The 14,927-nt window shown below is 57.8% G+C and carries 15 protein-coding genes and 1 pseudogene; 9 read left to right on the top strand and 7 right to left on the bottom strand.

What is annotated here, in order from left to right:
* Positions 1-699 precede the first annotated feature (699 nt).
* The gene (locus J2T57_RS21840) at positions 700-1,125 is read left to right on the top strand and encodes a Pepco domain-containing protein (RefSeq protein ID WP_253485833.1); all 426 of its coding nucleotides are present in this window, start codon (positions 700-702) and stop codon (positions 1,123-1,125) included.
* Here the strand turns inward: J2T57_RS21840 and J2T57_RS21835 are convergent.
* From J2T57_RS21835 to J2T57_RS21810, 6 genes are read right to left on the bottom strand one after another with little or no spacing between them, the layout of a single operon-like run.
* The gene (locus J2T57_RS21835; RefSeq protein ID WP_436262723.1) at positions 1,113-1,253 is read right to left on the bottom strand and encodes an IS66 family transposase; all 141 of its coding nucleotides are present in this window, start codon (positions 1,251-1,253) and stop codon (positions 1,113-1,115) included. The two genes, J2T57_RS21840 and J2T57_RS21835, sit on opposite strands and share 13 nt — an antisense overlap.
* Before the next feature lie 55 nt (positions 1,254-1,308).
* The gene (locus J2T57_RS21830) at positions 1,309-2,640 is read right to left on the bottom strand and encodes an MFS transporter (RefSeq protein WP_253485832.1); all 1,332 of its coding nucleotides are present in this window, start codon (positions 2,638-2,640) and stop codon (positions 1,309-1,311) included.
* A gap of 27 nt (positions 2,641-2,667) precedes the next feature.
* Complete coding sequence (locus J2T57_RS21825) at positions 2,668-3,213, bottom strand: SRPBCC family protein (RefSeq protein ID WP_253485831.1); 546 nt, start codon at positions 3,211-3,213, stop codon at positions 2,668-2,670.
* Positions 3,214-3,238: 25 nt separating this feature from the next.
* Positions 3,239-4,858, bottom strand: coding sequence for an FAD-dependent oxidoreductase (locus tag J2T57_RS21820; RefSeq protein ID WP_253485830.1), 1,620 nt, complete (start codon positions 4,856-4,858; stop codon positions 3,239-3,241).
* Between the two features lie 28 nt (positions 4,859-4,886).
* Positions 4,887-5,612, bottom strand: a complete 726-nt coding sequence (locus J2T57_RS21815; protein ID WP_253485829.1) for an HpcH/HpaI aldolase family protein — start codon at positions 5,610-5,612, stop codon at positions 4,887-4,889.
* Between the two features lie 15 nt (positions 5,613-5,627).
* Positions 5,628-5,960 carry a cupin domain-containing protein gene (locus tag J2T57_RS21810; RefSeq protein ID WP_253485822.1) on the bottom strand — a complete coding sequence of 111 codons (333 nt, stop codon included), beginning with the start codon at positions 5,958-5,960 and terminating at the stop codon, positions 5,628-5,630.
* A 503-nt stretch (positions 5,961-6,463) separates the two neighbouring features.
* On the opposite strand from J2T57_RS21810, the gene J2T57_RS21805 reads away from it, so the two are divergent.
* The 8 genes from J2T57_RS21805 (at position 6,464) to J2T57_RS21770 (ending at position 14,199) form a co-directional block, all read left to right on the top strand.
* A complete protein-coding gene (locus J2T57_RS21805) occupies positions 6,464-6,985 on the top strand; it encodes a carboxymuconolactone decarboxylase family protein (protein WP_253485820.1) in 522 nt (173 codons plus the stop codon).
* Between the two features lie 26 nt (positions 6,986-7,011).
* Positions 7,012-7,395, top strand: a complete 384-nt coding sequence (locus J2T57_RS21800; RefSeq protein ID WP_253485817.1) for a carboxymuconolactone decarboxylase family protein — start codon at positions 7,012-7,014, stop codon at positions 7,393-7,395.
* Between the two features lie 11 nt (positions 7,396-7,406).
* The gene (locus tag J2T57_RS21795; RefSeq protein WP_253485800.1) at positions 7,407-7,802 is read left to right on the top strand and encodes a cupin domain-containing protein; all 396 of its coding nucleotides are present in this window, start codon (positions 7,407-7,409) and stop codon (positions 7,800-7,802) included.
* A 111-nt stretch (positions 7,803-7,913) separates the two neighbouring features.
* Positions 7,914-9,584, top strand: a complete 1,671-nt coding sequence (locus J2T57_RS21790) for an FAD-dependent oxidoreductase (protein WP_253485798.1) — start codon at positions 7,914-7,916, stop codon at positions 9,582-9,584.
* 169 nt (positions 9,585-9,753) lie between these two features.
* Entirely contained in the window at positions 9,754-10,689 is a 936-nt protein-coding gene (locus tag J2T57_RS21785; RefSeq protein ID WP_253485796.1) for a TRAP transporter substrate-binding protein, read from the top strand.
* A 57-nt stretch (positions 10,690-10,746) separates the two neighbouring features.
* Positions 10,747-11,313 carry a TRAP transporter small permease gene (locus tag J2T57_RS21780; RefSeq protein ID WP_253485794.1) on the top strand — a complete coding sequence of 189 codons (567 nt, stop codon included), beginning with the start codon at positions 10,747-10,749 and terminating at the stop codon, positions 11,311-11,313.
* 320 nt (positions 11,314-11,633) lie between these two features.
* Positions 11,634-12,929: a TRAP transporter large permease gene (locus J2T57_RS21775; RefSeq protein WP_253485791.1), complete on the top strand. Its 1,296-nt coding sequence runs from the start codon at positions 11,634-11,636 to the stop codon at positions 12,927-12,929.
* Between the two features lie 319 nt (positions 12,930-13,248).
* Positions 13,249-14,199 (top strand): LysR family transcriptional regulator, encoded by a 951-nt coding sequence (locus tag J2T57_RS21770; RefSeq protein WP_253485782.1) that lies wholly within the window; start codon positions 13,249-13,251, stop codon positions 14,197-14,199.
* Between the two features lie 378 nt (positions 14,200-14,577).
* Here J2T57_RS21770 and J2T57_RS21765 read toward each other — a convergent pair.
* A pseudogene (locus tag J2T57_RS21765) lies at positions 14,578-14,832 on the bottom strand (integrase core domain-containing protein); the annotation flags it as partial.
* Positions 14,833-14,927 lie beyond the last annotated feature (95 nt).

Below are 14,927 nucleotides of genomic sequence, written 5' to 3'. Positions count from 1 at the left end.
CGACGCCATAGCCACCTTGGTGACGTCAGCCCCGAGGCCTTTGAGCAGGCCTCAAAATGAGGCGCCGGGGTGCTCACGAGACTGGGGGAAGTCCAGATTTGGCCAAGCCCCGATGGAAATGGACGCATAACACTGGATTAGGGCATCCGCAGGAACAATGGGTTGTCAGTGGCGATTGGACTAATCCATTCAATGGTTTAACACATAAAGCTGGATTTTGAGGTGAAATGAATCATAAAACTGGATCCAGAAAAATATATTAAAAACATAAAGTTATGTGTTGTCACTTTCCCGTGACTAGGCCCATCCGAGACTAGAGATTTCCGGTTGGTTTGCTGTCGGTACTCGGCAGGCGTCAAAAATCCAAGCGAGTCATGGGGAATCTCTTCGTTGTAGTCACGCAGCCACTTTACAATGGACCGATTTTCGGGGAAGGAGAGAATGCGACCGGCCCGTGTCCAGGCGCTTGCGGACCTCAGGAGAAAACTTGCTGGTCTTTTCCGCGACACTATTCACTCAAGAGTTCGAGCCTCCGCGATACCCGGGGCGGTTCAGTTCCGGGTTAACTCCTCCACAAGTCGGGGTGTAGGCGATAGGAAACTCCAACTACTTGTTTTGGCGTTTCAGTGACCTAGACTTCAACTGGTTGAATGTACAGTCATTACAAGGCTCGAAATGTCACAGAATGGAGGATGTGTGATGCGTCTTTTCGCTGGATTCTTGATGCTCTCGGGGCTGGTTTGCGTGGCTAGTTCGTCGTCGATGGCCGGTGAAAATACATTCTTGGTAATCGAGGAAAGGTCCGGCCCTGCGGCGCCATTACGCCCGCAGGAAGAACAACCAGGGGTAATTATGGAGTGGCAGCGGCAGACATTTAGCCGATCAGGAGAGGTTAGCTCCACCGAAGTAAACGCTCAAATTCGGGACATACTGCGCTCGTTCGCCGCGCTTTTTGATGATCTCGAAGGTGAGCTCGGTGTCGTCCTTGACGACGTTACTCTCTCACTGCAGATCTCAGCCGAGGGCAGGGTTGGGTTGCTTGGGACAGGAGCGAGTGCTGGTTCCACTGCAGGCGTTGTGGTCACCTTGCGCCATCGAGATTTCGTTGAAGGTCAAGGACCATAACTGGACTGCCTCCGCTCGACAGCGTTGTTGTCGATCTCGATGCAGCGGTTGTCACGGCAGCGCTTCAGCGCCTGCCAGCGCTCCAGAGTATAGCGCACGGCACCTTTGAAGGTGGACTTCGCGGCTATCCAGATAGACCATCAGCCAAAGCTGCACAGCCGAAATTTTTGATGCGCTTGGCGCTCACAGACGATTCGAACACTGTGACTGTTTACCGTATGTTTCATGGCTCAGGGCGAACAGGATGAGCGCGAGGACTATCCAACCGACGATCAGCGAGAAGCCTACGCGATAAGCTTCCAAGTCGTACATACGCTGTCCGCCGACGCTCCATACACCAGAAATGTTGTCCAGGATCCAGCCTATGGCCGGTTGCAGGATCATAGGTCCCAGCACGGCGCCCATATTGATCAGCCCGGACATAGTGCCACTAACTTGGGAGGGTACGGATTCGCGGGCATGCGCGAAGGTGATGATCATGGCTCCACCGCAGCCGAATCCGGCAGCAACTACACACAGGAGCAGAATCAAAGGAGGCAACTCGGGCAATAGGATAAGCGCTAGCCAAGCCGGCAGCGAGCTAGACAGGGCGGCGAAGTAGAAAGGTTTGCGGCGGCCCAGGCGGTCCGACAAGCCGCCCAGCAGTGGCCCGCCCACTGCGAAAGACAGCAGCATGGCGGAGCAGTAGCCGGAGGCCGCGGTGGTTGACATACCGTAGTGTGTTGCCAGAAAAGGAACACCCCACAGCCCTCCGAAAGTAAGCACCGCGCCGCATACGCCACCTGCCCCCACGCTTAGTAGCCAGCTGTTGCGAGCCGCCGCGACCACCTTTAAGCCAGCGATCAGGCTGATCGGCTCACCCGCACGCCGCGACGCATAGCTGCGGTAACCCCGCTCAGCGGGATCGTCGCGAACAATGAACCAGATTATGGCGGCAAGTAAGAGGGTGGCGCCACCTACTGCAGCGAGGAGCCACCGCCAATCGTACACCTCACTCAATGCCGCCAACGGTATTCCGCCGCCCAACGCCCCCATCACACCGATCAAGAGCGCCATACCGGCAGCCAGGGCGAATCGCTCTGGCGCCATCCAATGACTGGCCAGTTTAATCATCCCGACGAAGGCTACAGCGGTGGCTCCGCCTATCAGCAAGCGACCCAGGCCGGCAAGCCAAAGCGTGGGCGCGAGGGCAAATAAAACCGAACCCACTGCGGTTAGCAGCGCGCCAATCGTGAGCAGCCGACGTGGCCCCCAGCGATCCGCCAGTAGCCCGGTCGGCAGTTGCATGAAGGCATAGCTGTAGAAGTATAGCGCCGACAAGTTCCCCAGCATCGCCGCGCCGATTCCGAGATCGCGCATTAAATCGCTGCTGATGGCGGCCGGAGCAACTCGGTGAAAAAAACCTATAAGGTAGAGGCAACCACCTAAAGCCCAAATGAAGCAGGCCAGTTGCCAGGAAGGGTGCTTAACTGTCCCGAGGGTGCAGAATTTCCCACCGTCACGGGGGGTGTTCATTGTTTGCGTTGGACTCGGGTCACAACGCTAGCCAGCGCGTAGCGACCTTAGCCATGCGCGGATCTTCTGCGCGAGACGCTTGAACAGACCGCGTCGGGTTGTGGTTTTAGTTTTCGCCGGCGCTCCCTCTACGACCTTGCCATCCAGCTCTTGGGCCAGGTTACTGGAGAACTGGTCGGCGATGCGCTCGAGTACTGGGCCCACCAACGGGGTAATCATCGTGGCCATAGATCCGCCGGGTTGAGCGCTGAAATCGAGCACGATCATGGTGCCGGTACCGGCTGGTTCCGCCCTGTAGGTGCCACCGCCGGTGAACGGTTCGTAGCGCCCCTTGATGTTGAAAACCACACCAGTGGGAGAGTCCCAACTAACCACGTGTACGTCGACCACGATGGAGCGTTGGAAGGGCCCAAGGTCGACGTTTAGTGTCCATGCTGAGTCGTCGTCGCTAATGATCTCGTGCGATTGGTAGCCTGGCATTTTGCTCGCCCAATTGCTCATGTCGCTGACGAAGTTCCAAACGGAATCAATGTCCTTGTTGACCGCGAGTTCGCGCTGCGTTGTGGCTGCCATGCACTTCTCCTGTTGTTGGCAGGGTTTAATCCCCGGGGCCTGCCGCCGCCTTGCCGGCTATGTAGCCCCACGTCATAACAGGGCCCAGCGTGGAGCCGACGCCGTAGTAGCTCGGGCCGGTAATGCTCGCCGCCACGTTGCCGGCGGCGTAGAGGCCGTTGATGGGTTGACCCTCCACGTCCAGCACCTGGGCGCTGGCATTGGTGCGTGGACCACCTTTGGTGCCTAGCGCCCCAGGTTGAAGCGACAGACTATAGAATGGCGGTTCCTCGATCGTGCCCAAGGTGGGGTGGGGCGCCTTATGGTCGCCTTGATATCGATCGAAGGCGCTGTCGCCGCGGCCGAAGTCGCGATCGCGACCGGCGCGTACAAACGTATTCCAGCGCTCGACTGTCTCTTCAAGCCCGTCCGGGTCGATTCCCAGCTGCTCAGCTAGTCCGCGAAGCGAGTCAGCGCGAGGTAGCCAGTCGGGGTCAGGGTCGTCCGGAGTCGCCGTGCCGACGATGTAGCGGCTGCGGAATTGCTGATCAAGCACGGCCCACGCCGGCAGGTTGCGGTAGTTGGGCCCACTGGTGTCCATGGTGAAGAAGGCCTTACCCACGGAGTTGTAGTTGGCAGCCTCGTTGACGAAGCGTTGACCGCGAGCGTTCACCCAGATGACGTGGGGACCGGCACGCTCGGCTTTAATGCCTCTGGAGAGCGGGCGACCTTCGTAGGTCTCGCCGGGGATGATAATCGACGGGTAGTTCCAGACTTCGCCCATGTTGGCGAGATCGGCGCCTAACGCCATCGCCATCTTCAAGCCGTCGCCTCGGTTGAATGGCGGTGAGTTCGGGTAAGGGACGGTGCCGGTTATGAACTTCGACTTCAAGTCGTCGTCCCACTCGAAGCCGGCGGAGGCGAGTACCACCGCTCGCTCGGCGAGAACTTGTTCGCCCTTATCCAAACGCACACCGGCGACGCGACCGTCGTGTATGATCAATTCCTGAGCCCGGGCGTCCAGCCTGATAGGGATCTCGCGCTCTAGCACGGCGCTCAGCAGGCTGCCCGCCAGCGCTTGCCCGAGCGTGACTAGGTCCTGTTCCATACGTTCAACCATCAGGTCCTGAGGTACATCCCAAGGCCGATAGAAGGCCTGATAGGTCTCGAAGACTTCCTGCAGGGTCATGGAGAAGGACATCATGCTCGGTTGTCGCAGCTTATCGCGCCAGGCGCCGAGCCGGCCAGCTGCGAATGGCGCTGGTTCGACCGAGCGGCCACGCAGCTTCCCGCCGCGTTCCTCGGGGTGGTAGTCGGGTGTGGTGAGCGGAGTGAAGTGGAGCGGCGTGTGCTCTTCCAGATACCGGAGCATTTCAGGCGCGGTATCGATAAAGGTCTCGACCAAGGATTCGTCGGCGCGGCCCATGGTCATCGCTTTACAGTAGGCCAGCGCCTCTTGGCGGGAGTCGCTGGCTCCCACCTCGTGCATGTGGTGGTTGTTGGGGATCCAGATGCCGCCGCCGGAAACGGCGGTAGTGCCGCCGACCTTGTCGCTGCACTCGAGTACCAGGACCCGCGAGCCTTGATCGTGGGCAAGTATGGCCGCAGTCAGGCCTGCAGCCCCCGAGCCCACGACCAGAACGTCGATCTCGGGGTCGCGCTTCATCCATTTCGAAAACATTTGAGTCCTCTGCTTAGGCCGAACTGAGCGCGCGAGTGCCCTGCCGCATCATCGACTGGTCCGAGCCGATGATGAACAGCGTGACGCCTAGTTCTTGATAGTAGGCCTTGTCACTAGGATCTGAGAGGAAGATCGCCGCGGCCTTGCCGGCTCCGCAGGCCGCGCGGGCGATGTGCTCGCAGGCCTCCCTTACCACGGGCTCGCGCACGCTGTCCGCGCCCAGCGAATGTGCCAGATCAAGCGGCCCGATAAACAAGGCATCGACGCCCTCGACCTGAGCGATCAGCTGCGCATTCTGGACGCCCTCTGGGTCCTCTATCTGGCAAATTACTGCGGTTTCATCGCCCGAACACACCGCCTCATGCATGCTCATTGAGCCGTAGCCCGCGTATCTTGGCGAGGTAGACAGGCCCCGCCGACCGCCCGCGAACTTGGCGTGTGCCACGACCTGCCGTGCGTATTCGGGGCAGTCCACGTGAGGCACAACAATGCCCGCGGCACCCATGTCAAGCACCGACGATATTGCTGGCCCCGAGCCGTCTGCTACGCGGACCAAAAGTGGTAGCCGGCAAGCATAGCCGGCCAACAGCATGGTATCGAGCACGCTGCGGTCGATCGGTGCGTGTTCCCCATCGATCACACCGAAGGCTAGACCTGCCGCACCAAGCACTTCGACGACCTGATGCGAGGCGGTCTTTATGAAGACGCCTACGTGTGGCTCGCCATTTAGAAGAGGCATGGGCTGGCTAACCACTCAGGCATACTCGGGGCGACGCGGGATGAACACGTCCAGATTCAGCACCGGTTGGTCGCCCACGACGACGGCGTAGTGCGTTATGTTGGGAGGCACGGCGATTAGCCCGCCTGCCTTCAGCCGCACAACGTCATCGGCTAGGTGAAAATCGACCTCGCCGGCGAGGATGTAGGCAATCTGCTCGTACTCGTGGGAGTGCGGGCGCGGCTCGTGGCCTGGGGCTAGACGGTGCAGCGCAAGCGTTGCCCCGTCGCCGGAGAAGGCCTTACGCTCGACACCGGAGCGCACATGCGTCCATTCCATCGACTCCCAATCGACTTGATGGTTTGGCATTAGTATCTCCTTTATGGATCACCTGGGTTTCAATTAAAGGCGTCTTTTTTCAAAAAATTTCGTGTAAAATCGCCTTTTCTAAATTTGTCTTATTTTTACAGTTATACGCATTCTTGAAAATCGCGATGGCGTGATTTTTTATAAATCAGGTCTATGTATCGCTTTGGCTGCCCGATAAAAATACGATATTGTCCATATTATTATCTGGATACTGACAGGTTGCCAATAGAATTTCGCCACAGCTGTTATGCTTATGCTCGATAACATAGGCTCCTGCCTCCTAGGCCCGCTGCTACGCGGGGTTGGGGAGACGCTTAGTCGTCGAACGCTGGCGCCGGTAGGCTTGGTTTGCATGAGTGCAGTGAATAGCAGATAGACGTTTTTTGTATTGGACGCTGTCGTTTGATTTGGGCTAGCCTCAAATTCACAAATCGCCTCTGAACCAATCATTGGTCGGTGTTATGTTTGAATTAATTAGTAGGAAATAAAAGTGGGTATAATTAATGGTTAAAAAGTCGGGCGACAACAAAGGGCTTCATCAGCAGGGGGTGCATGTCCATAGCACTTATATAACAGAGTTCGACGAGGACTTTCTTAAAGTGCCTTATCAGACGCCCTATGCAATGCATAAGGACGGCTTCAGCGATGAATTCCTCGACGATGCGCTGAGCAAGATTCAGCACAAGCTTTTTGGTCCTTGGGGGCTGATTGGCGAGAAAGGCGGCAACGACAGCTACGCGGACCGCTCTAGCGTGTACATCTTCGGGCAGCTTTACGGACGCGGTACCCTCGATCTCAAGACCCGCGGCTTGATGGTGCTGGCTGGACTGTGTGTGCTGCAGAGGGAGAACGTAATCCCGACTTGGGCCAACGCATGTCGGAACTTGGGCTGGAGTGAAGATGAGTTGAAGGAACTCGGCGCGCTGGTCTCACACATTGGTGGTTTTCCGCAGTCGCGCGCATCTTTGATGATCTTCGACGACGTCTTCGAGAAGCGGCGCCAGGCAGAGGCCGATTCAGCCTGAGAATAACTGCAAGAGGAGATGACGATATGGCCGACGATGGATATCTATACCAGCAGGCGCAGATCAAGGCGACCGAGCTGTTCGGTACTCCTGAGGGCGACCTGACAGGTTTGCCGATAGATCCAGCGGACCAATTCAGTAAGGAACTGCTGACCTGGGTGTTCGGGTACTTATTCACCGAACGTTCACTGATCCCGACTAAGAGCAAGGTGCTCGCGCTAATCGCAATGTGTGCCGCGAGCGGCCGCTCCGACATGCTGCGGCGCTGGCTTACCGCCGCCAAGAACAGTGGCTGCAGCCGGGACGAGGTGCAGGAAACGATTCTGACCATGGTCATGTACGGCGGATGGCCGGTGGCGCGAGACTCTCTTGAGGTTCTCAGCGAGCACTGGCCGGCCAGCGCCAAGTAGGAGAAAGCCAAATGAAAATGCAAACTGTAGTAACCCACGCTGCGGCGGACGGTTCCGACTTCGAGCCGGGCTTGCGCGAGTACTTCACGTATCGCGATACCGGGATCAAGGAGATGACCGGCGGCGCGTTCACCGCGCACATCATTCGTGCGGTTCCCGGCAAGACGCCGAAACCAGAATGGCACGTCCACACGGTCGGCTTCCAACTCTTCTATGTCCTCAAGGGCTGGGTGGAGTTCGAGTATGAGGATATCGGCCGGGTGCGGATGGAAGCAGGCTCATCAGTTTACCAGCCTTCCGGAGTAAAGCACCGGGAACTGGCTCATAGCGACGATCTCGAGGTCCTTGAAGTTGTTTCCCCGGCGACGTTCGCCACTGAATCTCTCGAATCCAAAGATCCATCCTGAGTGCCTCGGGCGGGTCCCGCCTATATCAGGTGGGGCTCGTGGTCATGGGACCTTTGAACCGATCGCAGCTCGCTGGAGGTTAGCTATGCCGTTTAAATGTGAGGTACGACTATGAGCAACAAGCAACGGTGGAGCGAACAGCCCGACGTGTTAGTCGTCGGCTCTGGCGCCGCCGGACTTACGGCGGCAATCGTTGCCCATGATCGCGGCGCTAGGGTGCTCGTGGTCGAGCGCACCGACAAGGTGGGTGGCACCACCGCCGTCTCCGGCGGAGGGATCTGGATTCCGCTCAATCACCACATGGTCGACGCCGGCTACGAGGACTCCCGCGAGGAGGCCCTGGCCTATTGCAAGGCCTTGGCAATGGGGCGGGTAGACGAAGAGTTGATTGAGACCTTCATCGACACGGCGCCAGACGTAATACGCTACATCGAAGAGAATACACTGCTGAAGTTCAACGCGATGACTGCTCCCGATTATCACCCTGAGCTTACGGGTGGTAAGCAGGGTGGGCGCTCGATCGAGGCGGAGCCTTTCGACACCCGCCTACTGGGCGAGTGGCAGTCTAGGCTGCGGCCGCCCAATGCCTTCGCCTTCCCGATAACCCGTCAGGAAGCATTTGGCGACTACGACGCGTTCTATCGGCCCTGGCTGGTTCCGCAGGATCTGGCGGTTGAAAGGATGACCAATGGCGTAGTCACGCTTGGTCAGGCGCTGGCTGCTGGGCTGCTCAAGGCAGTGCTCGACCGTGGCATAGAGATTCGTCTGGAAACGCGGGTCCGCGTACTGATTGTTCAGGACGACGAAGTGGTTGGCGTGCGCGCCGAGAACGATGCCGGCTCGGTGTACATCAAAGCCACTAGCGGCGTGGTGCTGGCCAGCGCTGGTTTCGAGTGGAACAAGGAGCTTACCGACAAATTCATCGGCGGCGAGATCGAGAACCCCAATAGCCCCCCGTTCAACGACGGGGACGGGCTTTTGATGGCGATGGAGGTTGGTGCTGACCTGGCCAATATGAACGAGGTTTGGAACTTTCCCTCGTTAATGATTCCCGGTGAGAGTTACGAGGGTCAGCCACTCAGCCGTGCGGTCAATGCCGAGCGCAGCGGCCCACACGTGATTTGGGTCAACCGCCACGGCAAGCGCTTCGTCAACGAGGCGGCCAACTACAACTCTATGGGCAAGGTTTTCCAGAACATCGAGACCGACCGCCCAGATTACGAGAATCTACCAGCGTGGGCGATCATCGACTCCCAGTACCGAGAGAAATACGTGCTCGGCACCACAATGCCCGAGGATCCGGACCCGCCCTGGGCGATACGCTCGGAAAGCTTGCAAGAGTTGGCACATCAGACGGGTATCGATGGGGCAGCGCTGGAGGCCACCGTTGAGCGTTGGAATGCCCTTGTGCGAGACGGCCGGGATGCCGACTTCGGCAAGGGCGAGAGTCTGTACGATCGCTTTCAAGGCGATCGCGAGGCCGACAATCCGAACATGGGTACCATCGAGAAACCACCGTTCTACGCTATCCCTGTCCACACTGGCGCCTTAGGGACAAAGGGCGGGCCGCGGACCAACTCGTCCGCTCAGGTGCTAAATGTGCGAGGACACCCGATCGTCGGGCTCTACGCCGCAGGCAACGTCACTGCCAGTATCACCGGTCCTGGATATTACGGTCGAGGGGCGACTTTGGGGCCCGCATTGACCTGGGGATATCTGGCTGGAGCTCATGCCGCCGATCAGCGGGAGGCGGCAGGTTTGTCGACGGCCGGGAGAGGATAACAGTAGCGCAAAAAGAGAAGTGCCTAACGTTAAGTGTTGCAGCAACGGATCGTAAAAAAACTTCAGAAAACCTGAACAGGATGGAGGAGTGGAGATGACAAAGATATCTAACTTTGGTGGGTGCCTAATAGCCTTGGCAGCGGGCCTAATGTTGGCCGGAGCTCAACCCGTGTTGGGCGAGGAGCGGGTAACTTGGCGGTTGGGACATACCTTGACGGTGCCTGGCTCGCTATATGAGGAGATCATTACCAAGGAGGTGCCGGAGCGCATCGCTGAGGCTTCGGGTGGCATGGTCCAGGTGCGCCCGCTGATTGGGGTTATAGGCACCGACGACGTGCTCAATGCTCTGCGCCGGGACCGCATACAGATGGGAAGTCTTACCGTCGCCTACAGCGCCGCCACCTATCCTCTATGGGCCGTGCTCAATCTGCCGGGGCTGGTTAATGATAACCGGCTGATTGGGCCGATCTCGCGTGAACTCGTTTTGCCGGAAATAGAGAAGGACATGCATGACATGGGAATCCGGCCCGTAGTCGTGGTGAGTTGGGACGGCGGCGGTTACTTTTCCAACCGGCCAGTCCGAAACGCTGGGCACTTCAACGGTCTGCGGTGGCGAACGCATGCGCCGATGCTCAGCCAAGTTATCAATGCCCTAGGTGGGTCCACCGTGGGCATGCCGTTCGAGGAACTGCAGCCCTCGCTCGAACGTCGCCTGGTAGACGCCTACACCACCACTTTTCCTGCTATGCATGCCGCCGGGCTCTATAGCGCGACCCGCTATGCAATAGAGGCGCCGAATGGCACTTCGCTCGCGGTGATCATGGTGAGCGAGCAGGCTCTGGAGCGCTTGCCCGAGAATGTGCGGGCTGACGTGGTGGCCGAACTCCGCGCGATCAATGAGGACGTCGCCGATCGACTACATCAAGAGTATCTTGACACCGTCGATGCAATTCAGCGGGAAGGTGTCGAACTTATTAGGTTTTCCGAAGAAGAGGCGGCGAAAGTCACCGACGCTGCGAAAGAGGCAGTATGGGAGCCGTGGCTGAGAGAGACCGGCGAGCGTGGCGAGCAGCTGCTTGAGGCGATCCAGAACTACCAGCCATAAGAGAGTTAGGGGTAGGGCGCGAGATGTCCTGCCCCTGCTTTGAGTGGAGGAATTCCGATGGCAAAGGTCCGGAACTCGGACGGTTTCTCAAGCACGTTAAGCTCCTTGCCTCATGGCGGGCACTCCACCGGGCTCAGGCGTGCCGTAGAGGTCCTGGTCAGGCTGGGAGAGGCGCAGGCCACCCTCTTGATTCTGATCATCGCAATATTGATTGGCTACGAGGTTATTGCCCGATACGTGTTCAACCAACCGACCGGTTTTGCCAATCAGGCTGCGGCATATGCCATGCCCTTTATCGCCTTCATGGGCGCCGCCGGCGCGCTGCGTCGTAACGCGCACGTCACGGTAGATGCCCTAATAGACTGTCTCAATGAGAGATTGCGGCTGGGGCTGGCGGTAGTTACAGAGGCCTTCTCGGTGATCTTGCTATTGATCATCACTTGGTTTGCAGTGTTGGTCGTCATGGACAGCTGGGAGAGCGGCACGCGCGCGTTTTCGACTGTTCTGACATTTCCCGAGTATGTGCCGCAGGTCATCATGCCGGTGGGCCTAGGCTTACTTACTCTGCAGCAGGTTACTCGCCTATGCGACGCCGTGCGCGAATACCGTATTGGCGTGCGGTAAAAACAAATCGCTTGCCTGGGTCGGCGCAGTTTTGGGGAATGTAAACGTGGCGGACGTTACAGAATTACCAGATTTGCTACGCGAGAATGTCCACGCCACATTCGCGAATACCGTCCTAGGTATTTTCGTTCATCAGCCGTTACTTGGCCAAGATTCGAATGAAACCTTGAGGCCGAAAATCCTCCTGCTGATCCCGGAAGCGGGTTCTCGGGAGTCAAACCGCTCCTAAAATATGCGTTTTGTTCTTGCCTTTTCTCTTGGAGAGCAGCGCCTTTCGGCTAGAGAGCCAATAATTCAGACGTTCCACAGAGGGGTTAGGTATGGAGGTGTGGCAGGGCTTTTGGCTAATAGTAGGGACGGTTGCCCTGCTACTAGCTGTAGGCGTACGGGTCTCGTACGCACTACTGGCAGTCGGCCTAATTGGCGCTGTCTGGGTACTCGACCCCAGCGACCCTATGGCAATCGGGAGAGAACCATGGCGCTCGCTGAAAAGCTACAGCCTCACCGCCATCCCGCTTTTCGTCTTAATGGCGGAGATATTGCTCCGGGCCGACGTGACCAAGACTGCCTACCGCGGCTTTGCTACTATCCTCGGCCCGCTGCCCGGCGGCGCGGCCTATGCCAACATTGGCGGTAGCACCTTGTTTGCAGCGATATCTGGCTCGAGTGTAGCCAATGCCGCAGCGATGGGCACGGTGGCAGGCCCGGCCATGACCGAGATGGGTTACAGCCGCCGCCTTACTTTTGGCTCAATTGCTGCCGGCGGTGGCTTGGGTATCCTCATGCCGCCGAGCACGGCGCTGATTATCTATGGCAGTCTATCGGGCGTGTCGATCAGTGCCCTCTTCATTGGCGGCATGCTGCCCGCTTTGCTACTCGCCTGTCTTTTCTCTTTGGTCATAATGATTTGGGGCTTCGTAAGGCCTGACGACGCGCCCCGTGGCAGTCGGGCCACCGCGAAAGAGTTGCTCAGCGCCGTTGTCGGCCTATTTCCTTTGTTCTTGCTGATGACCTTGGTCCTCGGCGGGATCTATCTGGGTATTTTCACCCCCACCGAGGCCGGCGGGATTGGCGCCCTTGGCGCTGCGGCCTTGGCGGCAGGACGGCGCAAGTTGGGCTTGAGGATGCTGTGGGAGTCCGCTGCCGCAGCGACAACCCTAAGTTCCATGATCCTTTTGATAATCGCTGGCGCTGCCGTCATTGGCTATGTGATAGGTATGCTGGGAGTAACTTTTGAACTAGCTTTCCTAGTTGCAGACGCTGAAATTTCAATAACCGTGCTGCTGGCGCTGATCGCGCTGGGCTACATCATTTTGGGCTTATTCATCGAGAGCGTATCACTTATTGTACTTACTGTTCCTGTGCTGTATCCGGTGCTCTCCGCCGCGGGTGTAGATGGGGTCTGGTTGGGCATTTACATTGTCGTCCTGATCGAGATTGGGCTGATCACTCCGCCGGTCGGGCTCAATCTTTTCGTCTTGAAGAGCATTTCTGCCGGGCAGACCATGAACGACATCATAATCGGCGCAATTCCGTTCTTGGGGGCGTTGCTGGGCCTTGTAGCCCTGCTGCTCGCCTTTCCCCAAATCGCAACCTGGCTGCCGTCGATGGCTTGAGCGCGACGCGTGTCTCGGCCAGCAAACCGCCTTTTCTGCATGCTTAGGTGCGTCTTCCGTGGCGTAGGAGGCGCGGCAATCCAGTGCCTTCCGGATCACATTGGCAACCATCGAGAGATGGCGTAGCTTATTTCGTATGATCACAATGTGGCCACGGCGAAATGCGCTCCGACCCGTCGATGTTGCAACTGAAGCAAGTGTGCCTGGGCGTCTTGCTAGAGTAGGCTAGGCCACTACAGTTCTTGGCGAGACTAGACTCGCGCACCGGTCTCCGCAGATACAGGCCGGGAAGTATTATAATATTACGAGGAAAGCGAGGATGGATATTCGGCAGATTCGGACGTTTGTCTACGTCGCTGAGTTACAGAGTTTTACCCGGGCTTCGGCATTCTTGCATATTAGCCAGCCTGCGCTTAGCCGACAGATTCGGATCCTAGAGAATGAAGTCGGGATCAAGTTGTTTCACCGCTCGGGACATGGAGTCGAGATCACCGAGCAGGGACGCGTGCTGCTGGATCGTTGCGTTAGTTTCCTGAACCAGTTCGAATCGCTGCGCACCGGTTTCGAGCCGAAAGCGCACAGCTTGTACTGCTCGGGTGAGGTAACCGTAGGGCTACCGGTGCCAGCCACGCGCTTTATCGGCCAAGACTTCCTGGCCCGGTTTAAAAAGAAGCATCTTGGTATTTCCTTGAAGATCGCAGAGGGCTTCAATCCCCTTATTCACGAATGGTTACTGAGCGGCAGCATCGACTTGGCGATTCTTTACGGCTCGTTCTCCAGCTCCATCTTAGGAAGAGAGCTGCTGGCGGTGGAAGACTTGTTCGCAATCGGCGCCGCCACCCCGGAAAATCTTGCCCGTTCGACCATTTCCGCAGCTGAGTTGGTCAAGGAAACGCTCATCCTCCCCCATCGCCCACACATTCTTAGAACCATCGTCGACGAACTCGGTTCCGATGCCTCAATCATCGAAGTAAACGCCATAACATTGATGTTTGAGATGGCTCGCTCAGGCCAGGGCTATGCAATCCTGCCGGGCAATGCGCTCAATCCTGCCATCGCCACTGGAGACGTGGTAGCGCTCAAGATCAAGAACCCTACGCTTAATTGGGAAGTCGGCATTTGGCACTCCAACCTGCAGGAGCTGAGCGAGCCGGTACAGTTGGTGCGCGACATGATCCGAGAAGAGGTGGTGCATATGGTCGAAAAGCGCCGATGGAGTGCCTGTTTGGCTGCCGATTTAAAGCTGACGAAACGGTCTAATAGCCTTTAGCGAAAGTTCCAGGTTGTATGACCTTTAGATTGTCAGATGACTGACTATGCGCACGCGCACTAGCGGCGCTAATGCGCGACGTCGCGGCACGCTGCATCAGCGAGTGGAAAACTACACAGCGGCTCCTTGGCGCCGTTCGGGACAGGACCTTCTGGAAGCCGTCAGCGTTTTTTTTGCCACGACATTCTACCAGCAGTCCCAGCCGTTTCAGCTTCGCCGGGTCAAGCCCACGGAACTTCTCTTGCAAACGGCAGCACGTCACATGCGAGATGCTCATCTTGCTTCACACCGCACCAACTGGTGTTCCTAGGCTGACGGGTAGATAAGAAGTGGACCCGAAAAACTGGACAGCGCCGTAAGTGGCGTCTTTCCAGATTGTCAGGCGACCAACTCGTGGCTCGCCTGATCGAAATACACCGCTTCCGGGGTGCGTCGGCCCAGTGCACTGTGACGGCGCTGGGTATTGTAGAACGTAAAGTAACGGCGTAAGCCCGCCCGCAACTCGGTGGGTGTTTCGTAGGCCCGCAAGTAGACGTCCTCGTATTTCAAGCTGCGCCACCGTCGCTCGACGAACACGTTGTCCACCCAGCGGCCCTTGCCGTCCATGCTGATCGCGATCCCATGGGCCTTGAGTGTCGACTTCCCGTGTTTAGGCCCATCCGAAACTAGAGGTTTCCGGTTCGTTTAGCTGCCGGTATTCGGCAGGCGTCAAATCCCCAAGCGAGTCA

This window comes from Natronocella acetinitrilica (assembly GCF_024170285.1).
Lineage (GTDB): Bacteria > Pseudomonadota > Gammaproteobacteria > Nitrococcales > Aquisalimonadaceae > Natronocella > Natronocella acetinitrilica.
Note: the sequence above shows the minus strand (reverse complement) of the source record. Positions and strands in the feature narration are given on the sequence as shown.

What these genes read in the sequence shown, in the direction of transcription:
- J2T57_RS21840 (WP_253485833.1), top strand. Translation starts at nt 700, where the DNA reads ATGCGTCTTTTCGCTGGATTCTTGATGCTCTCGGGGCTGGTTTGCGTG.
- J2T57_RS21830 (WP_253485832.1), bottom strand. Translation starts at nt 2,640, where the DNA reads ATGAACACCCCCCGTGACGGTGGGAAATTCTGCACCCTCGGGACAGTT.
- J2T57_RS21825 (WP_253485831.1), bottom strand. Translation starts at nt 3,213, where the DNA reads ATGGCAGCCACAACGCAGCGCGAACTCGCGGTCAACAAGGACATTGAT.
- J2T57_RS21820 (WP_253485830.1), bottom strand. Translation starts at nt 4,858, where the DNA reads ATGAAGCGCGACCCCGAGATCGACGTTCTGGTCGTGGGCTCGGGGGCT.
- J2T57_RS21815 (WP_253485829.1), bottom strand. Translation starts at nt 5,612, where the DNA reads ATGCCTCTTCTAAATGGCGAGCCACACGTAGGCGTCTTCATAAAGACC.
- J2T57_RS21810 (WP_253485822.1), bottom strand. Translation starts at nt 5,960, where the DNA reads ATGCCAAACCATCAAGTCGATTGGGAGTCGATGGAATGGACGCATGTG.
- J2T57_RS21805 (WP_253485820.1), top strand. Translation starts at nt 6,464, where the DNA reads ATGGTTAAAAAGTCGGGCGACAACAAAGGGCTTCATCAGCAGGGGGTG.
- J2T57_RS21800 (WP_253485817.1), top strand. Translation starts at nt 7,012, where the DNA reads ATGGCCGACGATGGATATCTATACCAGCAGGCGCAGATCAAGGCGACC.
- J2T57_RS21795 (WP_253485800.1), top strand. Translation starts at nt 7,407, where the DNA reads ATGAAAATGCAAACTGTAGTAACCCACGCTGCGGCGGACGGTTCCGAC.
- J2T57_RS21790 (WP_253485798.1), top strand. Translation starts at nt 7,914, where the DNA reads ATGAGCAACAAGCAACGGTGGAGCGAACAGCCCGACGTGTTAGTCGTC.
- J2T57_RS21780 (WP_253485794.1), top strand. Translation starts at nt 10,747, where the DNA reads ATGGCAAAGGTCCGGAACTCGGACGGTTTCTCAAGCACGTTAAGCTCC.
- J2T57_RS21775 (WP_253485791.1), top strand. Translation starts at nt 11,634, where the DNA reads ATGGAGGTGTGGCAGGGCTTTTGGCTAATAGTAGGGACGGTTGCCCTG.
- J2T57_RS21770 (WP_253485782.1), top strand. Translation starts at nt 13,249, where the DNA reads ATGGATATTCGGCAGATTCGGACGTTTGTCTACGTCGCTGAGTTACAG.